This window comes from Thioclava pacifica DSM 10166, assembly GCF_000714535.1.
GTDB lineage: Bacteria > Pseudomonadota > Alphaproteobacteria > Rhodobacterales > Rhodobacteraceae > Thioclava > Thioclava pacifica.
In genome coordinates this window covers 19,219-35,058 of record NZ_AUND01000012.1, presented here as the reverse complement: position 1 = coordinate 35,058, position 15,840 = coordinate 19,219, and the positions used below count along the sequence as shown (strand labels likewise).

Annotated in this window: 14 protein-coding genes; 4 read left to right on the top strand and 10 right to left on the bottom strand. The window is 65.6% G+C overall.

Annotated features, from left to right (window positions below; all coding sequences use genetic code 11):
* The first annotated feature begins 3 nt into the window (after window positions 1-3).
* Both TP2_RS05910 and TP2_RS05905 read left to right on the top strand, forming a co-directional pair.
* Window positions 4-414, top strand: a complete 411-nt coding sequence (locus tag TP2_RS05910; RefSeq protein ID WP_051692359.1) for a Na+/H+ antiporter subunit G — start codon at window positions 4-6, stop codon at window positions 412-414.
* Window positions 415-504: 90 nt separating this feature from the next.
* Window positions 505-1,233, top strand: coding sequence for a sterol desaturase family protein (locus TP2_RS05905; RefSeq protein WP_240473717.1), 729 nt, complete (start codon window positions 505-507; stop codon window positions 1,231-1,233).
* Window positions 1,234-1,340: 107 nt separating this feature from the next.
* Here the strand turns inward: TP2_RS05905 and TP2_RS05900 are convergent, their stop codons facing one another.
* Window positions 1,341-2,390, bottom strand: a complete 1,050-nt coding sequence (locus TP2_RS05900; RefSeq protein WP_038074814.1) for an NAD(P)/FAD-dependent oxidoreductase — start codon at window positions 2,388-2,390, stop codon at window positions 1,341-1,343.
* A 49-nt stretch (window positions 2,391-2,439) separates the two neighbouring features.
* Between TP2_RS05900 and mnmC2 the strand changes: the two genes are divergently transcribed.
* Both mnmC2 and TP2_RS05890 read left to right on the top strand, forming a co-directional pair.
* A complete protein-coding gene (gene mnmC2, locus TP2_RS05895; protein WP_038074808.1) occupies window positions 2,440-3,114 on the top strand; it encodes a tRNA (5-methylaminomethyl-2-thiouridine)(34)-methyltransferase MnmC2 in 675 nt (224 codons plus the stop codon).
* Window positions 3,107-3,976: a DMT family transporter gene (locus TP2_RS05890; protein ID WP_038074802.1), complete on the top strand. Its 870-nt coding sequence runs from the start codon at window positions 3,107-3,109 to the stop codon at window positions 3,974-3,976. Before mnmC2 ends, TP2_RS05890 begins: the two co-directional genes overlap by 8 nt.
* A gap of 7 nt (window positions 3,977-3,983) precedes the next feature.
* Here the strand turns inward: TP2_RS05890 and TP2_RS05885 are convergent, their stop codons facing one another.
* From TP2_RS05885 to TP2_RS05845, 9 genes are all read right to left on the bottom strand, one after another.
* Window positions 3,984-4,568, bottom strand: coding sequence for a DUF1007 family protein (locus tag TP2_RS05885; RefSeq protein WP_038074798.1), 585 nt, complete (start codon window positions 4,566-4,568; stop codon window positions 3,984-3,986).
* On the bottom strand, window positions 4,565-5,368 hold the full coding sequence (locus tag TP2_RS05880) for a hypothetical protein (protein ID WP_038074795.1): 804 nt from the start codon (window positions 5,366-5,368) through the stop codon (window positions 4,565-4,567). Before TP2_RS05880 ends, TP2_RS05885 begins: the two co-directional genes overlap by 4 nt.
* A complete protein-coding gene (locus TP2_RS05875) occupies window positions 5,358-6,005 on the bottom strand; it encodes a HupE/UreJ family protein (RefSeq protein WP_051692257.1) in 648 nt (215 codons plus the stop codon). Before TP2_RS05875 ends, TP2_RS05880 begins: the two co-directional genes overlap by 11 nt.
* 136 nt (window positions 6,006-6,141) lie before the next feature.
* A complete protein-coding gene (feoB, locus tag TP2_RS05870; protein WP_084714004.1) occupies window positions 6,142-8,049 on the bottom strand; it encodes a ferrous iron transporter B in 1,908 nt (635 codons plus the stop codon).
* Entirely contained in the window at window positions 8,046-8,333 is a 288-nt protein-coding gene (locus TP2_RS05865; protein WP_084714085.1) for a FeoA family protein, read from the bottom strand. The genes feoB and TP2_RS05865 overlap by 4 nt, the downstream gene beginning before the upstream one ends.
* A 257-nt stretch (window positions 8,334-8,590) precedes the next feature.
* Window positions 8,591-9,931, bottom strand: a complete 1,341-nt coding sequence (locus TP2_RS05860; protein ID WP_038074792.1) for an HlyD family type I secretion periplasmic adaptor subunit — start codon at window positions 9,929-9,931, stop codon at window positions 8,591-8,593.
* A complete protein-coding gene (locus TP2_RS05855) occupies window positions 9,928-11,637 on the bottom strand; it encodes a type I secretion system permease/ATPase (protein WP_240473716.1) in 1,710 nt (569 codons plus the stop codon). The genes TP2_RS05860 and TP2_RS05855 overlap by 4 nt, the downstream gene beginning before the upstream one ends.
* A gap of 329 nt (window positions 11,638-11,966) precedes the next feature.
* Window positions 11,967-14,186, bottom strand: a complete 2,220-nt coding sequence (locus tag TP2_RS05850) for a hypothetical protein (RefSeq protein WP_038074789.1) — start codon at window positions 14,184-14,186, stop codon at window positions 11,967-11,969.
* A 179-nt stretch (window positions 14,187-14,365) separates the two neighbouring features.
* Window positions 14,366-15,739: a hypothetical protein gene (locus TP2_RS05845; RefSeq protein ID WP_157617055.1), complete on the bottom strand. Its 1,374-nt coding sequence runs from the start codon at window positions 15,737-15,739 to the stop codon at window positions 14,366-14,368.
* Window positions 15,740-15,840: the final 101 nt, after the last annotated feature.

Sequence of the window (15,840 nt, the reverse complement as noted above, 5' to 3'; positions counted from 1 at the left end):
GATATGTTCTGGGATATCGTGATTTCCGCGCTGCTCGTGATCGGCGGCGTGTTCGGCCTCGTCGGCAGCTTCGGTCTGGTGAAACTGCCCGACCCGATGACGCGCCTGCATGCGCCCACCAAAGCCGCGACGCTGGGCGTGGGCTCGATCCTGATCGCCTCGATGGTCTGGTTCGCGGCGAAACAAGGCCACCTGACGTTGCACGAGCTGATGGTGACGGTGTTCATCTTCCTCACCGCGCCGATCACCGCGCATTTTATCTCGAAGGCCAATATCTTCCGCGACTGGCCGGCCGACAAACTGCCGCGCCCGGCGGGCGAGGGCGACTGGGCGGTGCACACCGCCGATGCCGATACCTCGCAGGGCGAACTGGCGGTGGAGCGCGAGACCGAGGCCGAAGAGAAGGCCGACTGACGTCGCGAAACGCTTTGAGCACGGCCCGCGCCGTGTCACGCTGATCCCCGGAGGAGATTTCTGGGAGGTTTCGCGATGCGGATGCGGCTGATGCTGTCTCATCTGTCGATCTGGGTGATGATCGTGGTCGTCGCGGCGGCTGCGTGGTGGGTCGCGCAAGGGCCCGTCTGGCTCTGGGCCGTGGCGCTTCTGGGCATCCCGGCGCAGATGCTCAACGAATACGGGCTGCACCGCTACATCTTCCACATGGCGCCCCCGAAACGGCAATGGGCCTTCAACTGGCTCTACCGCGTGCATTACGGCCATCACGAATTCCCGACCTGCTGGCCGCTGCTCTTTGCGCCGCTCTCGGTGATCGTGCCGGTTCTGGTGGGCAATACCGCGCTGCTCTGGGCGATCCTGTCGCTGTTCGGCCTGCCTCATGCGTTCGACATCGCCGTCGCCATTGTCCCGCTCGGCGGCGCCGCGACCTTCCTCGCCTATGAATGGTTCCACACCACCGCCCATGTCACGGTGAAGAAGACCGCGATCGAACGCCATGTCTCCACCTTGCACAACCAGCACCATTTCCGCGATTTCTCGAAATGGTTTCACGTCACCGCAGGTGGCGAGGTGATTGACCGGCTGATGGGCACCGCGATCTCGCGCGACGAGCTGAAAACCCAGAGCCGCGTCGAGTTCATCCGCACGCTCGGCCTGCGCCCGGACGATCCGCGCCTGATCGCCGCGCGAGAGAAATACGCGCCGCGCTTCGGGATTACGGACAGGGAGGTCGCGCGGGCTGGCCTCGTCGCAGGGGGCGCTGCCCCCGCACGCTGAAGCGTGCCCCCCGGGATATTTCATGCAGTTGGAAGGCGGCAGCGTCTTTCCATTCCAACTGCGGCAAATATCCCGGGGTGAGGCCGTAGGCCGAGGGGCAGCGCCCCTTAGAGGTTATCCGCCACGCGGAACCCCTCGGGGATCGCGTCATGCCCGTCGAGCGCCAGATCGACCATGACCTGCGCCACTTTCGGCGCCATGCCGAAGCCGATCTTGAACCCGCCATTGGCGATGAAATGGCCCGGCCTGTCGGGCCATTCCCCCAGCATCGGCGCGCGGGATTTGGCACGCGGGCGCACCCCGGCCCAGCGGTCGATCACCGGGGCCTCGGCGAGCGGCGGGCAGAGGGTGCAGGCTTTCTCGATCAGCGAGTCGAGTTGGATGTCGGTCGTGTCGGGGGCGTCGAAGTCCCGCTCCGAGGTAGAGCCGATCGCGACGGTGCCGTCGGCATGGGGGATGATGTGCAGGCTCTCGGCGTAGAGTTGAGGGACCGCGCCCGCATCATATCGGAAAAGCGCAGATTGTCCTTTCACACCGGTGCCCACGGTCTTGCCGAAAGCGGCGTTCAGTTCGGCGAGGCCCGGTGCGCCGGTGGCGTGGATTACGGGGCCGATTTCCTCGGCCTCGCCGATGATGATCTCTGCGCCCAGTGCCTCCAGCGCTGAGACCAGCGCCGCCCCGGCCGCGCGGGGATTGGCGCGGGCCGAGAGCGTGTCATGGATCACGAGCCCGGTGGGGGAGGGCGGCACGAAGGGCGCGAAGGTGGCGGCCTCGGTGACGCGCCATGTGGCGAAGCCTTTCCAGAGCTCGGTGGCCCCTGCGGCGCGTTCCTTGGCGCGCGCAATTTGCGCTTCATCCGTCAGCGGTTGTATCCGGCCGAGCCGCGCATAGCCCGGATCCTTGCCGCCTACGCGCTGCACCTCGGACCAGAAGGCTTCCGCCATCATCAGGCTTTCGAGCTGGAACTGTTTCTTCGGGTTCCAGTTCTCGGGCACATGCGGGGCGAGCGCGCCGACATGACCGCCCGAGCTGCCCGCGCCGATGCGGGTGCGCTCGATCAGCCGGACGCCAGCGCCGCGCTGCGCCGCCGCAAACGCGATGGCGAGGCCGAAGATGCCGCCGCCGCGCACCGTTATGTCGGGTCTGCCGCTTGTCATTTCGCGCTTCCTGCTTCAAGGCTGGGCCAGAGACTGTGGACTATCCCCGATGACCGCCCCTGACCAGAGCAAAGCCGATCTCGATTGGCGCGACGGCCTCGTGCCGGTTTCGCGTCGTTTCGACGATCCCTATTTCAGCCTCGCGGGAGGCTTGGCCGAGACGCGCCACGTCTTTCTCGCGGGCAATGATCTGCCCGCGCGGCTGCGACCCGGGTTTCACGTGGCCGAGCTGGGCTTCGGGACGGGGCTGAACCTGCTGGCGCTGCGGCTGGCTTGTCCGGAGGAGTGCCCGATCCGCTTCACCTCCTTCGAGGCCTATCCGATGCAGGCCGAGGAGATCGCCCGTGCTCTCGAGGCTTTTCCCGAGGTCGCTTCGGTGGCGGGGCCGTATCTCGAGGCATGGGCCGCTGGGCAGCGCCGGTTTCAGCTGGGCCCGATTTCGGTCGAGATCCTGGAGGGGGACGCGCGTGAGCTGCTCCCGGCTTGGGAGGCGAAAGCTGACGCGTGGTTTCTCGACGGGTTTTCGCCCGCGAAGAACCCCGAGCTTTGGGGCGCGGATCTGATGGCTCAGGTCGGCGCGCATACCGCTCCGGGCGGCACATTCGCGACCTATACGGCGGCGGGTTTCGTGCGCCGGTCGCTGGAAGAGGCCGGGTTCGAGGTCAGCCGTTCGCCCGGTTTCGGGCGCAAGAGGCACATGTCGCGCGGGGTGAAACATGGTTGAGCAGTCGAACCGCAAGGGCATTCTGCTGATGGTCGCGGTGACCTTCATCTTCGCGATGCAGGACGGGATCTCGCGGCACCTGGCCGAGACCTACAACGTCTACATGGCGCTGATGGTGCGGTTCTGGTTCTTCGCGGCGTTCGTTCTGGTGATCGCCGCGCGCAGTCCTGGAGGGATCAAACGCGCCACGCGCTCAAGCCTGCCTTGGGCGCAGCTGATCCGCTCGGTCGTGCTGATCACCGAGGTGATCGTGATGGTGCAGGCCTTCGTCTATCTGGGGCTTGTCCATTCCCACGCGGTCTTCGCCTGCTATCCGTTGCTGGTGGCGGCCCTGTCGGGGCCCGTCTTGGGCGAGAAAGTCGGCTGGCGGCGGGTGGTCGCGATCGGCGTGGGCTTCATCGGCGTGCTGATCATCCTTCAGCCGGGTTTTGGAGTCTTCTCTCCCTACGCGCTGATCCCGCTGGCGGCGGCGCTGCTCTTTGCGCTCTACTCGCTGATGACGCGCTATGTGGGGCGGGTCGATCCGGCCTCGGTCTCGTTCTTCTATACCGGGGTCGTGGGGGCGGTGGTGGTGACCGCCGTGGGCATCTGGCACTGGGAAAACATGATCCTCTCGGACTGGGGTTGGATGGGGATCTTGTGCTTCACCGCCGCGACCGGGCATTTCCTGCTGATCAAGGCTTACGAGGTGGCCGAGGCCTCGGCGATCCAGCCCTTCGCCTATCTGCAACTGGTCTTCGCCTCGGCGCTTGGTGTGATCGTGTTCCACGAGGCGCTGGAGATGAACGTGGTGATCGGTGCGGCGGTGGTGGTGAGCGCGGGGCTCTTCACGCTCTGGCGCGCGCGGGTCGCGGCGAGCTGAAACACGCTCAGCCGTTGCAGGCCATCGTCAGCGCGATCGGGATCGCATCGGGCCCGCCATGCACGTCGGGCTTGTTCACCGCGACCGCGGGCACGCAGGTCTCGCCATCGGTCAGCCCCCGGATCACCACCGGGTTTTCCTTCACCGGGACGAGCCCAGTGAGATTCTCCGGGTCGTACATCTCGATGCGCAGGGCGTTGGGATCTTCCGGTGCGGCCAGCGCCAGCGCGAAGGCCATCGTCACCGAACCGTCCTTTACCGTCGCCTGAAAGCCGTAGATCTGCGGATCGGGAAGCTGTTCGGCCCCTTTCCAGATTCGGGTGTAGAAATAGGACCCTTCCGAGTTCTGCTTCGCCGCGTCCTGCAATGCGCCCAGCTCATCACCCGAAAACTGCCCGTCGCCATTGGCGTCGAAGGTCTGGATCAGCCAGTCGGAGACGGTGGGATCGAAGGTCCAGCTCTCGCCGATATGGGTGATCTGGCCCTTGTCCATGCCGACGAGCATGCGGATCAGGATCTCGTCTTCGGGGTGAGCGTTCGAGGTGAGCGGCGTGGCCGCGAGAAGGGCGGCGAACAGGACAGGGCGGATCATGGCTGGAAATCCGGTTTTTCCTGGCCGGGCGGGGCGGCTGGAGGAGGCGTGCCGAAACTGGGGAATTCATCGGCTCCGGGCACGGCGGCCTGTGCGGCAGGCGCGTTTTCCGAAGCGGCATTGGCAGGGGTTGCGGTCTTGGGCTTGAGCTTGTTGCCCATCAGCGCGACGCCCCCGTAGAGAAGCCCGATCGCCACGAGCCAGCTACCGATGATCCTGCCCGCGATCTCGAACCAGCCCGCCTGCCAGCTGCGCAGGATCAGCCAGACCGCGCCCATCAGCCAGATCGCAAGCCCCATCCCGGCAAGAAAGATCCAGGGTTTGCCGCCGAAGCTCGGGTCCGACAGCTTTACCGAAAGCGCGTAGAAGATCCCGAGGATCAGACCCGCCGGCACGATCAGCACCGGGCGTGGCCCACGCCCGAGTGCCAGCGTCGCGCCCACGGTGATCGCGGTGAGCGGCAGGGTCAGGAAGTGATGGGTGATCGCACCGGGGATCTGCTGGAGCGCGGCCATCAGGTCGATCCGGAAGGCGAGCCCCAGCCCCATGCCCATCACCCACAGAAGCGCCGCGATCTGCGCGCGCCTCAGCGGCACCAGCGCCAGCGCGATGCCGAAGCCGAAGATCGGGAAGAGCCGCTCGACCGCGAGCGCGTCGCGGATCAGCCAGGCACCGGTCTCGCCGCGTTGGGCGGGCGGGATCAGCGCCAGCACGATCAGCCCGGTCAGCCCGGCCAGAACCCACAGATGGCGCAGCCAGCCGTGCGTGGTGGTCTCGCGATGTGAAAGATCACTTGCCAAAGAGGTACAGCCCGCCTTGCAGGAAACCGAGTTGCGATTGCAGATAGCCCAGAGCCAGCGCAAGGAAACCCAGGCCCACGACGGCGATGAAGACGCCCAGCAGCTTCGAGAACTGCCCGTGCCGGATCGGTTCCAGCACCAGCCCCACGCCGACGCCGATCACGTGGATCATGCCGGTCGCGAGCACGAAGCCGATGGCGAAATCGGCCGGATCGGCGGCCATCGGCAGTTCGGCCCCATGCGCATAGCCGTGATAGAGTGCAAAGACCGCGATGATCGCCAGCGACACCCATTCGGCGGGTTTCCACGCCGCCGCGATCGCGAGGCCGAGCACGATGATCGAGAGCGCGATGCCGATCTCGATCCCGGGCAGAGGCAGGCCGAGAATGCCGATGACGCCCCCCACGACCATGATCATCGGGAAGGTCACCGGCAACGACCAGACACGCCGTCCGCCCATCTGCGCGCCCCAAAGGCCGACCGAGAACATCGCGAGGAAATGGTCATAGCCCGAGAGCGGATGCTCGAACCCGGCGGTGAACCCGCCCGAGCCGGTCTGGGTGATATGGGCCGCGGCCATTTGCGGAACGAGCAGGGCGAGGAAGCCCGCGAGGGCTACGAGGCGGCGGTTGATCATCCGGGGCTCTCTTTGTCGTGAGTGATTTCGGGCATCATCGCGAAGCGGGCGGGAAACTCAAGGTGGGGGCGCCCTCACCGCACCTCACCTCTGCGCCAGATTTGTTGCAGGTCGAGGCGCAAATGGTCGCAGGGGCTCAGCCTGCGCCGAAGGCCACAGCGATCCGGTAGGTCAGGAAGGCCGCGATATAGGCCAGCGCGAACATGTAACCCACCGCGACCCACATCCATTTCGCCGATCCCGCCTCGCGCCGGATCACCGCGAGCGTCGAGATGCATTGCGGCGCGAAGATGAACCAGGCCAGCACCGCAAGCGCGGTCGCGAGGCTCCATTGATCGGCCAGCAGATGCACCAGCCCGCTCTCGCCGCCGACCGCATAAACCGTGGCGAGACCCGCGACCATCACCTCGCGCGCGGCCATGCCGGGCACCAGTGCCACCGCGATCTGCCAATTGAAGCCCAGGGGCGCCAGAACGGGGGCGATGAACTTGCCGATCATCGCGGCGAAGGAATAGTTGATCGCCGGTTCCGTCGCGCCCTCGGGCGGCAGCGGGAAGGTCGAAAGCACCCAGATCACCACCGTCGCCCAGAAGATCACCGTGCCTGCACGGCGCAGGAAGATCTTCGCCCGCTGGTAAAGGCCAAGCGCGATATTGCGCAGGATCGGCATCTTGTAATCGGGCAGATCGAGCATCAGCGGCGCATGGCGTTCCTCGCGGGCGAAGATGTAGCGCGCGACGAAAGCCACCGCGAGCACCGAGAACACGCCTGCCGCATAGAGCCCGAACATCACGAGCCCCTGCAGGCTCAGACCGCCAAGAACCGTGCGGTTCGGGATGAAGGCCGCGATGATCAGCGTATAGACCGGGATCCGGGCAGAACAGGTCATCAAGGGGGCCACGAGGATCGTCGTCAATCGGTCGTGCTTGTTGTCGATCACCCGCGCCGCCATGATGCCGGGGATCGCGCAGGCGAAGCTGGATAGCAGCGGGATGAAAGCCCGCCCGTTCAGCCCCGCGCGCCCCATGATGCGATCCATCAGGAAGGCTGCGCGTGCCATGTAGCCGAAATCTTCCAAGAGCAGGATGAAGAGGAAGGTAAACAGGATCTGCGGCAGGAAGATGATCACCGAGCCGATCCCGGTGATGATCCCGTCCGCGAGGAAGCTCTGCACCAGCCCCTCGGGCAGCACGGCGGTGACGATCCCGCCCAGCCAGGTAAATCCCGCGTCGATCGCATCCATGAAGGGCGCGGCCCAGGAAAACACCGCCTGGAACATCACGAAGAGGATCGCGAGCAGGATCACCGGCCCGGCAAAGGGATTGAGCACCACCCGGTCGATCTTGGCCGAGACCGTGTCGGGCTCGGGCGGGCGGATCACATGGGCATTCACGAGCCGTTCGGCCTCGCGCATCGCGACGCGCATGTCATGCGTGTTGGGCACCGCCCAGCTGCTCGGCTGCGGCTCGGCCAGCCCGGCGTCCAGCATCGGATCGACAGTCTGCCAAAGTTCGTCGAGCCCGCCCTTGCGCACCGCCGTTGCCGGGATCACCGGGATCCCGAGTTCGTCGCTCAGTGCCTCATGGTCGATCTGAAGTCCGCGATGGCGCGCGATGTCGATCATGTTGAGGATCATCACGATCGGTAGGCCGACCTTCTTCAGTTCCGACACCAGCCGCAACGCGCCGCGCAGGTTCGTCGCATCGCCCACGGCAAGGATCATGTCGGGCACGCGCTCGCCGGGGCGCTGACCCAGCAGCACGTCGCGGGTGACCTCCTCATCGGGGGAACGGGCGCGCAGGGAATGGGTGCCTGGCAGGTCGATGACCGAGAACTTGCGCCCCGCGGGCGTTGTCGCGATGCCCACCTTGCGCTCGACCGTGACGCCGGAATAGTTCCCGACCTTCGCAGTCGCGCCGGTCATCGCGTTGAACAGAGCCGTCTTGCCGCAATTGGGCGCACCGACCAGCGCAACCTCGATGGGTTGGGCATCTGGATCGGGCTGGCTGGCTTGGGGCTGGGATATGGCGGGGGCCGAACTCATTCCGCGAGGATGGCCATCGCTTCGCTGCGGCGCAAGGCGACCGTGGTATCGTTTACGCGAACGGCGATCGGGTCGCGACCGAACGGCCCTTCATGCAGAACGTGAACCGATGCGCCCTCGATGAAGCCGAGCTCCAGAAGGCGCAGTTCCAGTTCATCCGCATCATAGCCGTCTTTGCCAGCGAGCGGGCAGACCGAGACCAGAGTCCCCTTGAACCCGCGCCGGCACTGGCCAAGCGGGTAGGCGCATTTGCAGGTTTCGATCTTTTCAGCGCTGGCCTTCATGATCATCAACTCCGGTGTCGGAAACGACTCTGATTTCCCGATCTCTACATCCCGGAGATAGCGATGAATTTGATCTCTGACAAATGAACTCTGGTATTTTTACGCCTTTGTGATCGATTATTTTTGTCAGGAATTTAGAGGCGGTCTAATTTAACGTTCATCATATTGATAAATATAACAAAATATAAACGCCGAATTTCGGCGCCGAAAGGTGGTTCCCGGCGCTGAAATTCGCGAAATCCGACTATTCCCGCCTGTCAATGTTCCCGGAAAGCCCGATTCATCGAGTCGACCACGGGCTTGGCGATATATTGCGCGAAGCTGCGCGAGGCGGTCTGGATCATCACCTCGACCGGCATCCCGGGCATCGGCGCGAAGCCCGGAACACGGCGCAATTCCGAGGCGGGCAGGCGGATCCGGGCAAGATAGACCTCGCGTGGCTGATCGCCCGAACGCTCCACGATCGCATCGGCCGAGATGTAATAGACCTCGCCGGTCAGGATCGGCGTCGTGCGCTGATTGAGCGCCGAGAGCCGCACCGAGGCCTCCTGACCGACCTTGATCGCGTCAATATCGGTGCGCGCGATCATCGTCTCGATGATCAGCGGCGCTTCCGAGGGCAGGATCTCGGCAATCACCTTGCCCGCCTCGACCACGCCACCGACGCCCGAATAGTTCAGCCGCACCACAGTGCCCGAGACGGGGCTGTCGATCACCACGCGCTTGAGGACCGAGTTCGCCTTGCGCTCCTGTTCGCGTACCGAGTCGAGTTCGGCCTGTACGCTTTCCAGTTCATCCAGCGCGGCCTGGCGATGGGTTTCGATCGTCTGGGTTTTCTGCGCCTCGTATTTCGCGCGCATTTCCTCGCTCTCGGCGACCTCTGCCTGAAGCCGTCCGATCTGCCCCTCGGCATCCGCAAGCGCGCGGCGCAACGCATTAAGCTCGGTGCGCCGGATCAGCCCGCTTTCGAAAAGCTGGGCCTTGCTCTCGTGATCCTCGCTCAGCAGCGCATGTTGCGCCCGCGTCGCGGCGAGCTGGGCGCGGTAGCCATCGGCCCGGCTCTCCATCGCCGAGATGTTGCGCGAAAGCAGGTCCAGTTCGCTTTGCACCCGCGCCTTCGTCACGTCGAAGGAGAGTTGCTGCGAATCCATCATCGCGGCGATTTCGGGATCGCGGCGCGCCTCGCTCAGCCAGTCGGGAAAGACCAGTGCCCGCCAGCCATCATATTCGGCCAGGATGCGCGCCTCCATTGCCTCCAGCCGTGCGCGGCGCAGGAACAGCGCGCGCTCATTGGCCAGCGCCGAGGTCTCGTCAAGCCGCATCAGCGGCTGGCCCGCGGTGACGAAATCGCCCTCGGAGACATGGATCTCCTTGATGATCCCGCCCTCGAGGTGTTGGATCATCTTGTTGCGGCCGGTCGCCACGAAGGAGCCGGGCGCCATCACGGCCGCGGCCAGTGGCGCGGTGAAGGCCCAGACGCCGAACCCCCCGAAGGCCAGCGCGAAGATCGCGAGCCCCGTCAGCACCAGCCCGCGGATCGAACGGGGCACCTCGGCGAACCATTCGGGCGCGCCATCATTGGTCAGTTGCACGCTCATGCCGGGGCTCCTTGCAAGGGCGCGGCGCCGGGCCGCTGTTGCACCTGTTCCGCCTGCGGGCGCTTGCGCCGCTCCAGCTCGGCCAGCATCTGATCGCGCCAGCCGAACATCGCGATATTGCCGTCGGCGAGCAGCATGATCTTGTCCACCGCACTCAGCAGCGAGGGTTTCTGCGTGACCACGACAACCGTGATCCCGTTCGCCTTCGCATGACCCAGCGCGCGCACCAGCGCCGCATCGCCCGCCGTGTCGAGGTTGGAATTCGGCTCGTCGAGCACCACGAATTTCGGATCGCCAAAGAAGGCGCGCGCCAGTCCGATCCGCTGTTTCTGTCCGCCAGACAGCGGCGAGCCATCGGCGGCCACCACGGTCTCGTAGCCCTGCGGCAGCGAAGCGATCATCTCATGCACATCGGCAAGTGCTGCGGCACGATGGATCTCGGCATCGCTTGCGTCCTCGCGCATCCGGGCAATGTTCTGCTTGATCGTGCCGGGAAAAAGCTGCACGTCCTGCGGCAGGTAGCCGATGCATTCGCCAAACTGGCGCGGATCCCAGTTGCGGATATCCATCAGGTCGAGCCGCACCGCGCCGGAGGTCGGCAGGATCGAGCCCACCAGCATCTTGCCCAGCGTCGTCTTGCCCGCGCCCGAATTGCCGATGATCGCGAGCTGATCACCGGGGGCCAGCGAGAAAGTCAGCGCGTTGAGTACCACATGTTTCGTGCCCTGCGGCACATACAGGAGCCGCTCCACATCCAGCCGCCCCTCGACCTTCGGCAGTCGTAGTTTGTCATTGCGGCTTTTCGCGCCGGCGAGCAGGTGGCCCACCCGGTCATAGGCGCCGCGTGCGAGCAGGAACGAGTTCCAGCCCTCGATCGCCCCTTCGATCGGTGCCAGCGCCCGGCCCGCGACGATCGAGGCCGCGATCACCATGCCGCCCGTGAGCTGCCCGTCGAGCGCGAGATAGGCGCCCCAGCCGAGCATCCCGATCTGGGTGAACAGACGAAACATCCGCGAGGCCGAGGCGGTGAAGACGTTGCGATCCTGTGCCTCGGTCTGTGCGCGCAGCGAGGCGGCGGTGTCGCGCCCCCAGATCGCCACCGCCTCGGGGATCATCGCCATCGCATTGATGATCTGGCTGTTGCGCGACATCGACTCGAGGTGAAGGTTCGCCTTGGTTTGCGCGATATTGGCGCGCCGGAACCCGTCCGAGGTGATGCGCTGGTTGATCCAGGCGAAAATCATCAGCAAGAGCGCCGTGACCACCACGATCGTGCCCAGATGCGGATGGATCAGGAAGACCGCGAGCACGAAGATCGGCGCAAAGGGCACATCGAGAAAGGACAGCAGCGTACCCGAGACCAGGAAGCTGCGCAGCGCGCCCAGATCGCCCAGCACCTGATATTCGCGCCCGTTGGAATGGAGCGATGCCTGCGCCGCCGCCGACAGGACCGGCGCGCCCAGCCGCGCGGCCACATCCACTGCCGAGCGCATCAGCACCAGCCGGCGCACCGCATCGAGCAGAGTCTGCACGACGATCGCCCCGCCGATCACGATCGTCAGCATCACCAGCGTATCGGTGGACCGCGAGGTGAAAACCCGGTCGGAGATCTGGAACAGGTAGATCGGCACCGCCAACACGAGGATATTCGTGGCGCAGGTCATCAGCACCACGAAGGCAAGGTTCGCCCGCAGTCGCCGTTTCATATCGCCAAGCGTGCGGGTGTAGTCGGCAGGCCCCAGCCGCTTGTGAAAGCGGGGAGTGGAGGGCGGTGCGGGTGGGGAGCCAGAGGCTTTTTGCGCGGGGACAGGCGCCTCCTGGTATGTGTCCGCACCACCCTCCGTCCGGGCCGAGGTCACGGATTGCGCCGTCCCGTCCCGGGTCTCGGTGGCAAGGGGGCCCTGCGCGATGTCGGGCTCCGCTTGCCTGTCGTCTAACTGCGTCGCGCCGTTTGCGCGCGCGCGCTCATCCGGGGCCATCCCCGCCCTCTCGTCCTGCATCCGTCATTCCCCCGTCTCGGATGCGTTCGGCCTGATCAGGCCAGAACGCCGTGCAATGCATCCAGTGACGCGCCCGCCCCATGGGCCACGCCTTGTGACCCCGGACCCGTCTGGAAATCTTCGTCGTCGTAATTCGGTCGCGCCTCGATCATGCCGTCGGCGAGAAAGACCACGGCCTCAGAGGCCAGCGCCCCGTTGCCATTGCCGTTGCCATGGCCCTGCCCGTTTTCCAGCCCGTTGCCGATCCCCAGACCTGGCGGCCCCTCGTCGAGCATCCCCGCCTGCCAGATCACCGCGTCGGAATAGACCCCTTCGCCCGCCATGATCGTGCTGTCGACACCGGCCACCGTCAGCCCCGCGACATTGCCAAGGATATTGTCGCCGGTTTCGACCGCGATCCCTTCCGGTCCGCCACCGCCCACCGACACGAGATCGGCATCGTCGAGCAGGTTGATCTGGGTGAGCGTGTCGCGCACGATCAAGTCGCCCTCGATCCAGAGAACGCGCAGCGCGTCGAGCCCGGCAAGAAGCGGATCGTCGAACAGCTCCTTCACCGCATCGAACGCGGCTCCGCTCGGGGTCGCGCCGCGTTCGCCCTCGGCCAGATCGGCCAGCTTGTCGAGCGTCGCCTGAAAGCGCGCGCTCATCTCCATCTGTGCGTCGATCCCGATCTTGGTCAGCGACGCTTCGTTCCAGAGCAGGTTGTCATGGCTTTGCACCAACGCGCTGCCGCCCGCCGTCTCACCCATCGGCGGATCGCTGAGGATCAGATCATCGTCGAGCAGCACATTGATCTGCTCGATCTGCGCGATCTCGATCAGATCGCCGCCGATCAGGATCACGTCGAATTTCATGCCGTATTCGAGCAACGTCTCGAGGTTGACGGCCGCGTTGCCGCCCATCGTGATCTCGGTCTGGTAGGGGCCGAACTCGTAGCTCACCAGATCGCCATCCGAGATCGCGTTCACCTGCGTAAGGTGATTGTCGACCGTCACATCGCCCTCGATGCGTACGAGCCCCACCATCTTCTCTCCGCCGGGAATATCGAGATCGAGAAACTGCGCGGGATTGGCTTCCTGCGTGAAGCTCGCCGCGTTCACCGCCTGCGAGGCGGGATCGGCGGGCAAGGCCGCCGCAGATATCAGGCCCGGCGCGGAGACATCCGTCAGATCCTGATCGCGCATCACGTTGACCTGCGAGATCAGGCTGAGAGATTGCGCGCTGCCCGCGACCGCGATCACCGGCGCGTCGATCCATTCATGCGCGGCCTGATACTGGTTCAGGGCGAGGTTGTCCCCGGTCTCGAGGCTTTGCGTGATCTCGATCGGGACGGGCTCGGCACTCTGGCCCGAGACCGTGCCCGCCGCCTCGTCCTCGACCTCCACGATGCCGGGGATGTCGCCCCCGTCTTCAGTCTCGTCTTCCGCGTTGCGCGATTCGAGCCGTTCCTTGAGCGTCTCCGGGATCGCCTCGGCCAGCACGCCATTGATCACCGGGCTGCCGTCGAAACCGGGGCCGAGCAGGGGTGGGGCAGGAACCGCCTCCACCGTTTCGCCCTCATCTTCGGAGACAGGCTCCGGCACCGGCTGGATTGGGCTTGCGCGAAACAGCGCCGCCTCGACGCCGTCGCCGACCGCCTGCGGATCAAGCTCCTCCATCGCGTCGATCAGCATCCCGGCATGATCCGCCGCGCTGGTCCCAAGCTCGGGGGTCGCCACGCTCAGTGCATCGCCCGCCTCGGCCAGAAGCGTCAGCTTCGCCGCGCTTGCCTCGGGCCCGTAGCTGCCCAGGAGCTCGGGAGGCATCTCGAAGGGCCGGTTCACCAGCACATCCTGATCGACCAGCGTGTTGACCTGCGCCGTGATCGTGATCACCGAGCCGGGCGGGTCCAGCAGCAGGTAGAAATTCGGGGGTGGTGTCATCACCGGAAGGTCGATCCCGGGCGCGTCCTTGTAGCTCGGAGGCGGAAGCAGGCCGAGATCGGGCAGGATCCGGTCGGGCATCTGCGCCACCGGCAGCCAGGGTGCTTCGGGCGGCAGCGGTGGCGGTGCGTCGAAGTTCAGCCCCGGCCCGTAGCCCTCCAGCGCATAATCCGAGGAGACCCGGATCTCGACAGTCAGCAGATCGCCTGCGTCGGGCTCGCTCAACCGCGCGGCGCGGAAGGCGTCGTAATCCTGTCGCGCCGCGAGCTTCTCGGTGGTCTGGTTAAAGGCCCCGATGAAATGCGCGATGATTTCCGTCTGGCGATCGAGCATATCCACCCCCCTGGTTGCCCGTACCCCGGCGTTGCGCCTGGGTTCTCTGTCGCTCCGCCGATGAGGCGACCGATCGCGGTCGCGGGGCCTGCCGGGTCGAGAAGCGGAGCAAGACCGGACCCGGAGGCGAAAAAGGTGAGGACGGCGCGCCCCGCGAGAGGCGCGCCGCCGTTGTCAGATCACGCTCCCATGTCGTCGTCGCCGATATAGGTCGAGGTCATCGACCCGCCGACGATGGTCGTATCCACGGCGTTGCCGAGGATATTGGCGCCCATCACGATCGACTGGTTGAAGGCGGTGGTGTCGATCACCGCGCTCGCATCGGCATAGGACTGGCCGGTGACGATGCCGTCATCGCCATTGCCCGAGCCCCATTGGCCCAGGCTGCCGCCTGCGCCGCCCACGGCACTCACCGTGCCGCCCGCGCCGCCGGTCGAGGCGCCGCCCGTGGACCAGGCGCCGCCGCCCGAGGCGCTCGACCCGGTCGAGGACCAGCCCGACCCGTCGCCGCCATCGCCGCCGATGCCCTTGCCCATGCCGAGCCCGAGGCCGAGCCCTTGCGAGCTTGCGACCGCGCCGCCGTCATGTGCCATGGAGCTGCCGCCGCCATCATCCATCGAGGGCGGGCCCATGTGCTTCATCGGGTGGCCGCCGCCACCGCCGCCGCCTTCGGTTTCCGCTTCGGCATCGCCGTCCTCGGCACCCGCGCCCGACAGGCCAAGCCCGAGACCGACGCCCAGACCAAGACCCGCGGCCCCGTCGCCGCCTTCACCCTCGGTCTCGCTCGCCGCGATCGAGATGCCGCCACCGGCCAGCGAGATGCCGCCGCCCGAGAAGGCGCCGCCACCTGCGGCATCGACATCATCCGCCCCTTCGCCGCCATCGGCGCCGCTCGCGGAGATGCCCTCATCGGCCGAGGCAGAGCCGCCCGTGATCGAGCCGTTTTGCTGGAACCCGGCGCCATTGTTGCTCACCGAGGGGTTCGAGAGGGTGTCATTGTCGACAAGGTTGTTCGACAGCGCATTGACCATCCCGACATCATTGCCCTCGCCACCGAGCGCGCCGTTGAGGATGTCGTCGAGCTTCAGATCATTGCCCGGGTCATACTCGTAAGCGTAATGCATGTTCCCGTTGGCCATGACCATGTCGCCGACCGAGGAGTTGTGCAGATCGAAATCGGCGAAGTCATTGTCCTCGCCGAAGATCCCGTCATCAGGGAAGTCGATCGAGATATTCACCGCATTGTCCGCGCTCGAAGCCGAGTGCGAGCCGTTTTTCACATCGGTGTCGTTATGCGCCATGTTCTTGTTGTCGCTGCCATCGGCATAGGCCCCGGCCATGGCGCCCGCGCCGGCGATCGCACCGGCATCAGCATCGGCCGAAGACGAGGTCTCGCTCTCGTTCTTCACTTGCTGCTGTTGCTGCTGCTGTTGCTCCTGGCTCTGGGTCTCGACCGGATCGGGAGCAGGCGGCGGCGGGGTGTGGTCATCGTCGTGATGATCGTGATCGTCGTGATGATCCATTCCCATGGGCGGTTGACGTTTGCTGGACATGTTCATTCTCCCAGTTGGCTGGTCCGAGCCCGTCACTCTGTTTCAAACGGGTAGGTCGAACCGTTGCATTTGGGGGGCGAACCCCCGGTTATGCGCCTGCC